This window comes from Aquibaculum arenosum, assembly GCF_029222965.1.
Taxonomy (GTDB): domain Bacteria; phylum Pseudomonadota; class Alphaproteobacteria; order Kiloniellales; family DSM-21159; genus Aquibaculum; species Aquibaculum arenosum.
In genome coordinates, this window is the sequence record NZ_JARHUD010000009.1 from 89,429 (window position 1) to 101,494 (window position 12,066).

At 67.0% G+C, this 12,066-nt stretch carries 9 protein-coding genes, 1 tRNA gene and 2 riboswitches; of the genes, 7 read left to right on the forward strand and 3 right to left on the reverse strand.

Going from position 1 to position 12,066, the window contains the following annotated elements; translation table 11 throughout:
* Positions 1–32: 32 nt before the first annotated feature.
* From P2G67_RS14090 to P2G67_RS14105, 4 genes are all read left to right on the forward strand, one after another.
* On the forward strand, positions 33–893 hold the full coding sequence (locus P2G67_RS14090) for an ABC transporter ATP-binding protein (RefSeq protein ID WP_275823883.1): 861 nt from the start codon (positions 33–35) through the stop codon (positions 891–893).
* A complete protein-coding gene (locus P2G67_RS14095; protein WP_275823884.1) occupies positions 890–2,125 on the forward strand; it encodes a phenylacetate--CoA ligase family protein in 1,236 nt (411 codons plus the stop codon). Before P2G67_RS14090 ends, P2G67_RS14095 begins: the two co-directional genes overlap by 4 nt.
* A 72-nt stretch (positions 2,126–2,197) precedes the next feature.
* A complete protein-coding gene (locus P2G67_RS14100) occupies positions 2,198–3,580 on the forward strand; it encodes an AmpG family muropeptide MFS transporter (RefSeq protein WP_275823885.1) in 1,383 nt (460 codons plus the stop codon).
* A gap of 101 nt (positions 3,581–3,681) precedes the next feature.
* On the forward strand, positions 3,682–6,408 hold the full coding sequence (locus tag P2G67_RS14105) for a bifunctional acetate--CoA ligase family protein/GNAT family N-acetyltransferase (RefSeq protein ID WP_275823886.1): 2,727 nt from the start codon (positions 3,682–3,684) through the stop codon (positions 6,406–6,408).
* 128 nt (positions 6,409–6,536) lie between these two features.
* Here the strand turns inward: P2G67_RS14105 and P2G67_RS14110 are convergent.
* The 3 genes from P2G67_RS14110 to P2G67_RS14120 form a co-directional block, all read right to left on the reverse strand.
* A tRNA-Thr gene (locus P2G67_RS14110) sits at positions 6,537–6,611 on the reverse strand.
* Positions 6,612–6,785: 174 nt separating this feature from the next.
* Positions 6,786–7,268, reverse strand: coding sequence for a peroxiredoxin (locus tag P2G67_RS14115; protein ID WP_275823887.1), 483 nt, complete (start codon positions 7,266–7,268; stop codon positions 6,786–6,788).
* Positions 7,269–7,353: 85 nt separating this feature from the next.
* Entirely contained in the window at positions 7,354–9,510 is a 2,157-nt protein-coding gene (locus P2G67_RS14120; protein ID WP_275823888.1) for a protein-disulfide reductase DsbD family protein, read from the reverse strand.
* A gap of 111 nt (positions 9,511–9,621) precedes the next feature.
* Here P2G67_RS14120 and P2G67_RS14125 point away from each other — a divergent pair, with 111 nt between their 5' ends.
* The 3 genes from P2G67_RS14125 (at position 9,622) to gcvH (ending at position 12,062) form a co-directional block, all read left to right on the forward strand.
* On the forward strand, positions 9,622–10,200 hold the full coding sequence (locus P2G67_RS14125; RefSeq protein ID WP_275823889.1) for a YqgE/AlgH family protein: 579 nt from the start codon (positions 9,622–9,624) through the stop codon (positions 10,198–10,200).
* Positions 10,201–10,284: 84 nt separating this feature from the next.
* Positions 10,285–10,383: riboswitch (glycine riboswitch) on the forward strand.
* Positions 10,384–10,499, forward strand: a riboswitch (glycine riboswitch).
* A 46-nt stretch (positions 10,500–10,545) separates the two neighbouring features.
* Positions 10,546–11,658: a glycine cleavage system aminomethyltransferase GcvT gene (gene gcvT, locus P2G67_RS14130; protein WP_275823890.1), complete on the forward strand. Its 1,113-nt coding sequence runs from the start codon at positions 10,546–10,548 to the stop codon at positions 11,656–11,658.
* A gap of 23 nt (positions 11,659–11,681) precedes the next feature.
* Positions 11,682–12,062 (forward strand): glycine cleavage system protein GcvH, encoded by a 381-nt coding sequence (gene gcvH / locus P2G67_RS14135; protein ID WP_275823891.1) that lies wholly within the window; start codon positions 11,682–11,684, stop codon positions 12,060–12,062.
* The last annotated feature ends 4 nt before the right edge of the window (positions 12,063–12,066 follow it).

The following is a 12,066-nucleotide window of genomic DNA, read 5'->3' on the forward strand; positions in this document are numbered from 1 at the left end:
CCCGGATTTTTCCTGACGGGAGGAACCAGCCCATGAGCCAGGCCGCGCTCGCCGAGCGGCTTCGCAGCGACACTCCTGCCGCTGCGACGGACAAGCCGTTGCTGGCGGTGAACAACATCGAGGTCATCTACGACCACGTCATCCTGGTGCTCAAGGGTGTCTCGCTTTCCGTGTCCAAGGGGGGCATCGTGGCCCTGCTGGGTGCCAATGGCGCGGGCAAGACCACGACGCTGAAAGCCATTTCCAACCTGCTGCGCGCGGAGCGTGGCGAGGTCACCAAGGGCTCCATCGAGCTCGAGGGGGAAAGGGTGCAGGACTTGACGCCCAACGATCTGGTGCGCCGCGGCGTGATCCAGGTGATGGAGGGGCGGCACTGTTTTGAACATCTGACCATCGAGGAAAACCTCATGACCGGCGCCTACACCCGGGGCGACGGGCGCGCCGCCATCGAGCGCGACCTGGAGATGGTCTATTCCTATTTTCCGCGGCTGAAGGAACGACGCGGCAGCCAGGCGGGTTACACCTCCGGCGGCGAACAGCAGATGTGCGCCATTGGCCGTGCCTTGATGAGCCGGCCCAAGGTGGTGCTGCTCGACGAACCCTCCATGGGCCTGGCGCCGCAGCTGGTCGAGCAGATCTTCGAGATCGTCAAGCAGATCAACGAGGAGGAGGGCGTCTCCATCCTGCTGGCGGAGCAAAACACCAACATTGCCCTCAAGTACGCCCGCTACGGCTACATCCTGGAGAATGGTCGCGTGGTGATGGACGGCGAGGCGGCCGCCCTGCGTGAGAATGAGGATGTTAAGGAGTTCTATCTGGGGCTGTCGAGCACCGGACGCCGCTCCTACCGCGATGTCAAACACTACAAGCGACGGAAGCGTTGGCTGGGATGAGTGATTTCTACGACGCCTTGGAAACCCGTGATCCTGAAACCCGTGAGACGGACCTGCTAAAGGCACTGCGTGCCCAGGTCATCCATGCCAAGGCGAAGGCGCCCGCCTATGGGCGCCTGCTTGCCGATGTAGAGGCCGACAGCCTGCAAAGCCGTGCTGATCTGGCAGGGCTTCCGGTCACCCGCAAGGCCGACCTGACCCGTCTGCAGGCCGAAGAGCCGCCCTTCGGCGGCTATGCCGCAGTGGCGCCGGGTCAGGCCGGGCGCATCTTCGTCTCGCCCGGGCCGATCTATGAACTGGAGGATCGAGAGAGCGACTATGGCCGTATGGCCCGGGCGCTCTTTGCAGCGGGATTTCGTGCCGGTGAGATCGTCCACAACTCCTTTGCCTATCACCTGACGCCCGGCGGCTGGATTCTGGATGCCGGCGCCCGGCGGCTGGGCTGTGCCGTGGTCCCGGCTGGCGTGGGGGCGAGTGACCAGCAAGCCCAGGCCATTGCCCATCTGCGGCCGGCCGGCTGGTGCGGGACACCGGACTTCCTCAAGGTCATCCTGGACAAGGGCGCCGAGCTCGGCCTCGACCTGTCTTCCCTCACGAAGGCGCTCGTCTCCGGCGGAGCGCTCTTCCCCTCCCTGCGCCAGGAGTACGCCGAGCGCGGCGTCGCCGTGCGGCAATGCTACGCCACGGCGGAACTGGGGCTGGTGGCTTACGAAACGCCGACCGAGGAGGGTATGGTGGTTGATGAGGGCGTGATCCTGGAGATCGTGCGCCCGGGCACCGGCGATCCCGTTCCCGAGGGTGAGGTGGGGGAGGTGGTGGTGACCAGCCTCAATCCCGCCTATCCGCTGCTCCGTTTCGCCACGGGTGATCTGTCGGCGGTGCTGCATGGCCCGAGCCCCTGCGGGCGCACCAACATGCGCATCAAAGGCTGGATGGGGCGCGCCGACCAGACCGCCAAAGTGAAGGGGCAATTCGTTCATCCCGAGCAGGTGGCTGCGGTCGTGAAACGCCATCCCGAACTCTCCAAGGCCCGGCTGGAGATCGATCGCAAGGGCGAGAGCGACGTCATGGTGCTGCGCTGCGAGGCCGAGGGGGCCTCCGCGGGCTTGGCGGAACGGGTGGTCGAGAGCCTGCTGGCTGAAACCCGGATGCGTGGCGAGGTGGAGCTTTGTACGCCGGGCGGGCTGCCCAATGACGGCAAGGTGATCGACGACCGCCGCCGCTACGACTAAGCCGATGTTCCGCGCCGCGCATCTCTGCAGCCTCTTCCCACGACGCGAGCAAGGGCTGTAGTCTCCCCGCCCATGACTGCCCTCATGCGCGATTGGCTCGACAGCCTGAAGATCTACGCCGACCGGCGGATCGCCACGATCCTCTGTCTTGGCTTCGCCAGCGGCCTGCCGGCGCCGCTCGTCTTCTCTAATCTGTCGATCTGGCTGAGGGATGCCGGCGTCAGCCGCACCGACATCGGCCTCTTCGCGCTGGTGGCAACGCCCTATGCCATCAACTTTCTTTGGGCACCGCTGATCGACAAGCTGCCGCTGCCTTTCCTCACGCGGCGCTTCGGGCGCCGGCGCGGCTGGGCGCTTTTCACCCAGGTCTGGCTTATGGGCGCCCTGGTGGTCATGTCGTTTACCGACCCGGCGATCAGCCTCTTCACCATGGCCCTGGCCGCGATCTTTGTGACTGCGAGTTCTGCAACCCAGGATGTGGTGATCGACGCCTATCGCATCGATATCCTGGAGCCGGAGAAGTACGGCGCCGGCTCGGCCGCGGCCATCTGGGGTTGGCATCTGGGCGGCACACTGGTGGGCGGCGCCGGGGGCCTTTATCTCGCCGCTGCTTTCGGCTGGAACATTGCCTATCTCGTGCTGGCGCTGGCCGTCGGTATCGGCATGGCGGCGGTGCTGCTCTCGCCCGAGCCGCCTTTCCGCCCACCCGAGGAAACGGTGGAGAGCGAGCGCCGCGCCACTGGCTGGATCCACCGTCAGGTGGGACAGAAGCTGGGCGATGCCCTGAGTTGGATCTACGTCGCCACGGTGGCGCCCTTCCTCGACTTCATGAAGCGGCGCGGCTGGCTGCTGATCCTGATCTTCATCTTCGTCTTCAAGCTGGGCGACGCGCTGCTCGGACGCATGTCCGGCGTCTTCTATCGGGAGATGGGCTTCGACCTCGTCGCCATTGCGGACGTCAGCAAGGTCTACGGCCTGGGCGCCAATGCCATCGGCATCCTGATCGGCGGCTTTTTGGTGCACCGCCTCGGAACGCTGCGCGCGCTCTTTGTCGGCGGTGTTGCTGCGGCGGTGACCAACCTGACCTACTCCTGGCTCGCCGTCTCGGGCCAGAGCATGACCATCTTCATTCTCGCAGTGGTGGCGGACAACTTCACCGGCGGCTTGGCGACCGTCGCCTTCGTTGCCTACCTCTCCAGTCTTTGCAATGTGGCCTACACGGCGACGCAGTATGCGCTTCTGGCCTCACTGGGCAATCTGGCGCGCATCTGGTTCTCGGCCTCGGCCGGGGCGATGGTGGACGGGCTGGACGGTGATTGGGCGACTTTCTTTGTCATAACGGCGGGTGTGGCCCTGATCGGTTTGCCGTTGCTGCTCGTCATCATGAAGCTCTTTCCCGAAGGCAGCAGCCCCAAACGCGGCGCGGTGCCAGCCGAGAGCAGCGCGACCGGATAGTGCGGCATCCGTGGGCCACTTGACGCGCATCAAGCGGCCAAGGCGCATTGCTGCTATAAAGGTCGAACCGGCCCGCGCTGACGCACAAAGGAGGCCACGACGTGACCACACGCAATCTCGACGCACTCTTCAAACCCCGCTCCATCGCGCTGATCGGGGCCAGCCGGCGGGAGGGCTCGGTGGGCCGCGTGGTGGCGCGCAACCTCTTCCACGCCGGCTTCGAGGGACCGGTGATGCCGGTCAATCCCCATGAGCGGGCAATCGAGGGCGTGCTGGCCTATTCGGATGTCGCGGCGCTGCCGGAAACCCCCGATCTGGCGATCATCGTCACGCCGCCTAAGACCGTGCCAGGGATCGTCGCCGAACTGGGCGCACGCGGCACCCGCGGGGCGGTCGTGGTGACTGCCGGCTTCAATACACCGGCCGAGGAGGATAAGACTGGCGGGCAAAGCCGCAGCCTGCGCCAGGAGCTGCTCGACGCAGCGCGGCCCCACACCTTGCGCATTGCGGGGCCAAACTGCGTCGGCGTCATGCTGCCCCATCTGGGGGTGAACGGGAGCTTCGCGCACATTCCGGCGCTGCCCGGCGACTTGGCCTTCGTGACCCAGTCCGGGGCCATGGTGACAGCGATGCTGGATTGGGCCACGCCGCGGGGCATCGGCTTCTCTCACGTGGTCTCTCTCGGCGACATGGCCGATGTCGACTTCGGCGACATGTTGGATTACCTCGCCGTCGACCCGAGCACCCGCGCGGTGCTGCTTTATGTCGAGGCGGTCACCGATGCGCGCAAGTTCATGTCGGCCGCCCGGGCCTGCGCGCGCAGCAAACCGGTTATTGTGATCAAGGGCGGCCGTCATGCCGAAGGCGCCAAGGCCGCCACCTCCCATACCGGAGCGCTGGCCGGGGCGGATGAGGTCTATGACGCTGCCTTTCGTCGGGCCGGGGCGCTCAGGGTCTTCACCCTGGAAGAGCTTTTCGATGCCGCCCAGACGCTCTCCACCGCCACGGCCCTGCCGCGCCGGGGTGCAGACAAGTTGGCGATCCTCACCAACGGCGGCGGTCTGGGGGTGCTGGCGACCGACGCTTTGATCGACGGCGGCGGGCATCTGGCCGAACTCACACCGGAAACGATCACCCGCCTCGACGGACTGCTGCCCAGCACCTGGAGCCGGGGCAACCCGGTAGACATCATCGGGGATGCCCCTGGTTCGCGCTACGCAGGCGCCCTCGAGACGCTGTTGGAAGCGCGCGAGGTGGATGCCGTTCTGGCGATGCACTGCCCGGTGGCGGTCGCCGATCCCACCGCTGCGGCCCAGGCTGTGATCGACACCCTGGGGCCACGCGACCGGCGCAGAGCCAAGCCGCCGGTCTTTACAGCCTGGTTGGGCGAACGCGCGCCCCTGAAAGCCCGCCGATTGTTCAGCGAAGCCGGCATGCCCAGCTACGACACGCCGGAGCGCGCCGTGCGCGGCTTCATGCATCTGGTGCGCTACCGCCGCAGCCAGACCGAACTGATGGAAACCCCGCCCTCCATCCCCGACAGCGAGGAGCCCGACGGCGCGAGCGTCCGCGCCCTGCTGCAGCGCGCCCAGCGCGAGGAGCGTGTGTGGCTGAATGAACCCGAGGCCAAGCAGCTTCTCGCGGCCTACGGCATCCCGGTTGTGGCAACCGAGGTGGCGGGCGACGTGGAAGCCGCCGTGGCGGCGGCCGGGCGCATCGGCTATCCCGTGGCGATCAAGATCCTCTCCCACGACATCACCCACAAGAGCGACGTTGGCGGCGTGCAGCTTGACCTGGCCGATGCCGACGCCCTGCGCAGCGCGGCCGAAGCCATGCTGGAGCGCGTACGCCAGAACCGGCCCGAAGCAAGGATCGAAGGCTTCTCGGTCCAGGCCATGGCGCGGCGGCCCGGCGCCCAGGAGCTCATCCTCGGATTGGTGGAGGACCGGCAGTTTGGCCCCGTGGTGCTCTTCGGACAGGGCGGCACCGCCGTGGAGGTGGTGCGCGACAAGGCGGTGGCGCTGCCGCCCCTCAACCTGGCGCTGGCCCGCTCACTGATGGCGGAAACGCGGGTCTATCGCCTGCTGGAAGGCTATCGCGATCGCCCAGCCGCCGATCTCGATGCCATCGCCCTGGCGTTGGTGCGCCTGGCGCAGCTTGCCGCCGACTTCGCGGACATCGCCGAGGTGGACATCAACCCGCTGCTCGCGGACTCAAAAGGGGTGGTGGCGCTCGACGCCCGGGTGCGGGTCAAGCCCAGCGGTGCCGAAGCCGCCCGCGGCGCCCGCGCGCGCCTGGCAATCCGGCCCTATCCTAAATCGCTGGAGCAGAAGGGCGAACTGCGTGACGGCACGATCATATCCATCCGCCCGATCCGTCCCGAAGACGAGCCGGCGCTGCAGCGCACCTTTGCGCACCTGACGCCGGAAGACGTGCGCATGCGTTTCTTCTCGCACATGGCGGCGCTGAGCCACGAGTCGGCGGCGCGCCTGACCCAGATCGACTACAACCGCGAAATGGCACTGGTGGCCCTCGACCCCGAGCACCCGGGCGAGATCTGGGGTTGGGTCACGGTGGCGGCAGACCCGGAGAACCGCCGGGCGGAGTACGCGGTGGCGGTGCGCTCCTACCTCAAGGGCCGGGGCCTGGGCTACCTCTTGATGCGCCGCATCCTGGCCTACGCCGAATCCTGCGGCATCGAGGAGGTCTGGGGCGACGTCCTCGCCGACAACCGCCGCATGCTCACCATGGCAACCGACCTCGGCTTCACGACCCAAAGCTGCCCCGATGATCCAGGCGTGATGCGGGTGGTGAAACGCTTCGGGTAGGGGGCGGTGCTGGCCTGGAAGGTCGCGCAGCCAGGAATAGGGGGGTAAGCTGTTACCCCTGTTTGCCCAAAGCGCCTTCCGATGTTGAGCGTGGAGCGAAAGACAGAGCGCTAAGTATTTGAAAAATATGGTGCCGACGGCAGGATTTGAACCTGCGACCTACTGATTACGAATCAGTTGCTCTACCCCTGAGCTACGTCGGCATTCTGCGCACCCCGGGGAGGGTTTGCAGGGGGTTGCGCGAGGCGCCTCTTCCTAAGGCAGGTGGGCGGGGGCGTCAATTCCCTCTGCAGCGCTTTGCTGTCCGCAGTGAACAGCCGCCCAGGAGCACCGGCGTCCAGCCTTGCGGCCGGCGCCGGTGAACCCCGTTCTTTGCCTCAGACGGCCTTGAGCATGGTATCGGCGCCCGAGACCTCGAAGGCGCCGGCGTCTTCGATGTTCAGGACCTTCACCACGCCGTCGTCCACGAGCATGGCGTAACGCTGCGAGCGCTTGCCCAGGCCCTTGTCTGACAGGTCGAAGGTCAGGCCCATGGACTCGGTGAGCTGGCCGCTGCCGTCGGCGACCATTTGCACCTTGTCTCCCACCTGTTGGTCCTTGCCCCAGGCGCCCATGACGAAGGCGTCATTGACGGACAGGCAGACGATGGAATCGACGCCCTTGCCCTTGAACTCTTCGGCCTTCTCCACGTAGCCCGGCAGGTGCCTGGCGGAGCAGGTGGGGGTGAAAGCGCCCGGCAGGGCGAAGAGCACCACCTTCTTGCCGCCGAAGAGCTCGTCGGTCGTGACGGCCTCGGGGCCATCCTGGCCCATGACGTGCAGCGTTGCACTGGGAATCTTGTCGCCAACCTTGATGGTCATCTTTGCGCTCTCCCGTTGGTGAAGCGTGAGGGTGATCTATGCCGACAGAGATAGTCGGCCGGGCCGCCGCTGCCAACAGAAGCTTTCAGCCTGCGCTTCCGCTGGCCTGTTCCAGCGCCTGACGCAACCCCTCCACCGAGAGCAGTTCGGGCAGGAGAATGCCTTGGCGTGCGGCGGGGCCGTAGACGGCGTTGAAGGGGATGCCGTAGCGGCCGTGATCGGCGAGATAGGCGGCAATCTCGGCATTCGGCCGGGTCCAGTCCGCACGCAGGGCCAGAACCGTCTCGTCGGCGATCATGGCCTCGATCCGCTCATCGTCGAGCACCCGGGCCTTGTTGACCTGACAGGTGATGCACCAGTCAGCGGTGACGTCGACCAGCACCGTTTGGCCCTTGGCCACGGCCGCAGCGATCTCCTGGCGATCGAAGCTCTGCCAGTGCTGGTCTGCGGAGCGGGTCGTGGTGCTGCCGTCGGCGGCAGGGCCATAGGCGGCAAAGCCCAGCACTGCGAGAGCCACGAGCAGGGCGCTGGCGCGCAGCAGGGTCCGACGCGCCGGCAGCAGCCGGCCAAGGGCGAAGACGGCCAGCAAGGTGGCCAGCAGCGCGCCGAGCAGAAGGGCACCGGCCAAGCCCAACTGCACCGCCAGCACGGAGAGCAGCCACAGCGCGGTTGCGATCAGCGCCAGGCCCAGCAGGCGGCGCAGCCAGACCATCCAGGCTCCGGGGCGCGGCAGGGCCGTCGCCAGGCGCGGCCAGGCGGCGACCAGCAGATAGGGCAGGGCCAGGCCCAGCCCCAAGGCCGTGAAGATCAGCAGAATCTCCGGCGCGCCGCGCGACAGGGCGAAACCCACTGCCGTGCCCAGGAAGGGCGCGGAACAGGGGGTGGCCAGCAGCGTGGCGAAGGCCCCGGTGGCGAAGGCCCCGCCGAGACCTTGAGTCGGGGTGCGCGTCGCCTGATCGGCCACCGCGCCGGGCAGGGGGATCTCGAAGAAGCCGAAGAGGTTGGCTGCAAAGAGCGTGACCACCAGCGCCATGCCGGCCAGGAAGACCGGCTGCTGGAACTGAATGCCCCAGCCCACGGCGGCGCCACCGGCTTTGAGCGCGATGGCGCCGGCCGCCAGCACCAGGAAGGACGCGAGAATGCCCGCGGCCGTGGCCAGGAAAGACAGCCGCACGGCCCGCGGCGCGCCGCCGCCGTGTTTGACCAGCGACAGCAGCTTCAGCGAGAGCACCGGCAGCACGCAGGGCATGAGGTTGAGAATGAGGCCGCCCAGCAGCGCCAGCCCCAGGATGAGCGCCAGGCTGCGGCCTTCCGCCGGCAAGGCTCCCGACCCCGTGCCCTCGGTGGGGCGCAGCCTGGTTTCCATCTCGTGCCCGCGACTGCCGTCGACCAGTGTGAGGCGCAGGGGCGCACCCTCGGCCTCCGCGTCGCCCTGGCGGTTGACCGGCACAGTGAAATCGGCGCGCAGGCGGTCATCGGAGAGGCGCACCTCGGGCCGGCCGAAGTGCAGTCCGTCTGGCCCCTCCACCAAAAGGTCCGGGCGTTCGGTGAAGGCGAAGAGCGTCTCTGCGCGGGCGGTGAGCTGGGTCAGGCCGTCGCGTTCGCTGAATCCCACCTGGGAGAGGGAAAGGCCGCTTTCGGCTTCCGGTTGCGGGAGCTGCGAGCGATAGAGGTCGATGAGGAACGCTTCGGGACCCGGCGTCGCTGTGCCTGCGGGAAGGGTGAGGCGGACATCCTCCTCATAGGGGATGCAAATCGTCTCGCAGAGCAGGTAATCCACCCGTGCCGCCAGCCGTATCGGCTCGCCGGGCCGTTCGGGCACGAGGGTGAGCGGAAAGACCACCTCCTCGTCATAGCCGAAGGTGTCCAGGCCGAAGAGCTCGAAGCGGTGCGGCACCGGCCAGTTGAAGCTGACGTCGGCCAGGTTTTCCGACGCGCTCCAGTCCACCGAGACCGGGTAGCCGGCATCGCCCGGAGAGCGCCAGTAGGTCTTCCAGCCGGGCGCCATTTCGAACTGCAGGCCGGCACGCAACTCGGCCTCCTCGCCCGTCGCTTCGCTTTCCGTGATGAGACGCACCCGACTGTGCTCGTTCTCGGCCCAGGCGCCGGCGGCAGCCAGCGCGCTCCCGGAAGACCCGAGAAGAGCCACAAGCAGGGTGAGCAACAGCAGCGGCAGGCCGGGGCGCGTGAGCGGCCGGCCACCGGGTGCAGGGACTGGTATTCCGCGGCAGAGAGCGTACATGCTGTGCTATGATGTGGTGCCGCGCGCCGGGAAACAATGGTCGGCGCCGCGGCGGCTGGTCGCGCTGCCCACAGGGGCGCCGGCCGGTGTGGCGAAGGGGAGTTTGGTGTCATGGCAAGACACGACGACGTGCACGAAGGCTACCTCGGTGGCCAGCTGCTGGCGGCCATGCCCACCATGGGCGATCCGCGTTTCGAGCGTACGGTGATTTATATCTGCGCGCACAACGAGGAAGGTGCCATGGGGCTGGTGCTCAACCGTCTGGTGGAGTCCCTCACCTTTCCCGACCTGCTGACCCAACTCGGCATCGAACCCGCTGCGGGCCAGGACGAGATTCGCATTCACTTTGGCGGTCCGGTGGAAACGGGGCGCGGCTTCGTCCTGCACTCCGCGGAATACCTCCAAGAATCCAGCCTGCAAGTGAGCGAGCAGGTGGCCCTGACCGCCACCGTCGACATCCTGCGCGACATCGCTGAAGGGCAGGGGCCGCGGCAACGCCTGCTGGCGCTGGGCTACGCGGGCTGGGGACCGGGACAGCTCGACCAGGAAATCCAGGACAACGGGTGGCTGACCCTCTCGGCCGACGAGGCGTTGGTTTTCGGAGAGGGCGTGGAAGAGAAGTGGGAGCGCGCCCTCGCCAAAATCGGTCTGGACCTGAGCAAACTCAGCGCCGCTTCCGGGCACGCTTGACCGCCAGACGGAGCAATGGGCAAGGCGCGGGAAATGTTGACATCGTACGGGCATCGTCTACCGTGACGCCGTTCGCATAGCCGATGACCCTGCTTGGGAGAGACCCGCTGGCCTGAAGTGCCGGTGGGCGCCGAAGGAGCAACCGCCCCGGAAACTCTCAGGCAAAAGGACCGGGCAGGGTAGGCACATCTGGAAAGCGGGCGCGGCACCGGACAGGGTTCCCGGCTGTTGTGCCACACCGAAGGAGTAAGCCGCGACGCCGCGGCGAATCTCTCAGGTCCCAGGACAGAGGGGGCGCAGGGCCGCCGGTTGGCGGTGGCCACCTCTGTCGAAAGGACCTTTGGCGTGAGCGATCCGGAAGAAACCCTCCTCAGAACGCCGCTTTACGACCTTCATTGCGAGCTGGGCGGGCGCATGGTGCCCTTCGCCGGCTATGCCATGCCGGTCCAGTACCCCGCAGGCATCATGGGCGAGCACAACCACTGCCGGGCGGCCGCGTCGCTGTTCGATGTGTCGCACATGGGTCAGGTGCGGGTGACGGGGGCGCAGGCTGAAGCTGCTCTTGAAGCCCTGATGCCCGTGGATCTGGCCACCTTGGCCCCAGGACAGCAGCGCTATACCTTCTTCACCAATGACAGTGCCGGAATCCTCGACGACCTGATGGTTGCGCGCGAGGGCGAGGGCTTCTTCCTCGTGGTCAATGCGGCCTGCAAGGCAGCTGACTTCGCGCATCTGCAGCAGGGTCTGGGCAAGCACGGACAGGCGGAAATGCTGGAGGATCTGGCGCTCCTGGCGCTGCAGGGGCCGCAGGCAGCCGCGGTGCTGTCGCGCTTCGCGCCCGGCGTGGATAGGCTAAAATTCATGGGCGTGGCCGAGATCACGGTCGAGGGCCTGCGCTGCCGCGTCACCCGCTCCGGTTACACCGGCGAAGATGGCTATGAGATCTCCGTGGCCGCCGGCGAAGCCGAAGCTCTGGCGCGCCGCCTGCTGGCCGAAAGCGAGGTGATGCCGGCCGGACTGGGCGCCCGAGATTCCCTGCGGCTTGAGGCCGGTCTGTGCCTCTACGGCCACGACATCGACGAAACCACCACGCCGGTCGAAGCGGGCCTGACTTGGGCGATCCAGAAGCGCCGGCGGAGCGAGGGCGGCTTCCCGGGGGATGCAGTCATCCAAACCCAGATCGCCGAGGGAGCCGGCCGCAAGCGGGTGGGCCTGCGCACGACCGGCCGGGCGCCGGTGCGCGAGGGCGCCGAGATTCTTAACCAGGCAGGCGAGGCTGTTGGTCGTGTGACCAGCGGCGGCTTCGGCCCCTCGGTGGAGGCCCCGGTCGCCATGGGCTACTTGCCCAGCGAACTGGCAAAGCCCGGCACAGAGGTCAGCGCCAGGGTGCGCAATCGCACTGTGGACATGGAGGTGGCGAAGATGCCCTTCCAACCGCACAACTATTTTAGAGGCTGAACGTAACGTAGGGGAACGGAACAATGGCAAAGATCTATTTCAGCGACGAGCACGAGTGGGTACGCGTCGAGGACGATGGCCAGGCCGTCGTCGGTATCACCGACTATGCGCAGCAGCAGCTGGGCGATGTGGTCTTCGTGGAGTTGCCGGACGAGGGCAAAGACCTGGCCAAGGGCGACGAGGCGGCGGTGGTCGAGTCCGTCAAGGCGGCCAGCGAGGTTTATGCCGCCGTGTCGGGTACGGTCACCGAGGCCAACGAAGCCCTGACCGACACGCCCAATCTGGTGAACGAGTCGCCCCAGGGCGATGGCTGGTTCTTCAAGATGACGCTCTCCGACGAAAGCGAGCTGGAAGCCTTGATGGACGAGGCGGCTTACAACGACTTCGTCAAAGGTTTGGAATAAGGAG

Excerpts from the sequence above, each read along its gene's own strand:
- P2G67_RS14090 (WP_275823883.1), top strand. The coding sequence starts at position 33 with ATGAGCCAGGCCGCGCTCGCCGAGCGGCTTCGCAGCGACACTCCTGCC.
- P2G67_RS14095 (WP_275823884.1), top strand. The coding sequence starts at position 890 with ATGAGTGATTTCTACGACGCCTTGGAAACCCGTGATCCTGAAACCCGT.
- P2G67_RS14100 (WP_275823885.1), top strand. The coding sequence starts at position 2,198 with ATGACTGCCCTCATGCGCGATTGGCTCGACAGCCTGAAGATCTACGCC.
- P2G67_RS14115 (WP_275823887.1), bottom strand. The coding sequence starts at position 7,268 with ATGACCATCAAGGTTGGCGACAAGATTCCCAGTGCAACGCTGCACGTC.
- P2G67_RS14120 (WP_275823888.1), bottom strand. The coding sequence starts at position 9,510 with ATGTACGCTCTCTGCCGCGGAATACCAGTCCCTGCACCCGGTGGCCGG.
- P2G67_RS14125 (WP_275823889.1), top strand. The coding sequence starts at position 9,622 with ATGGCAAGACACGACGACGTGCACGAAGGCTACCTCGGTGGCCAGCTG.
- gcvH (WP_275823891.1), top strand. The coding sequence starts at position 11,682 with ATGGCAAAGATCTATTTCAGCGACGAGCACGAGTGGGTACGCGTCGAG.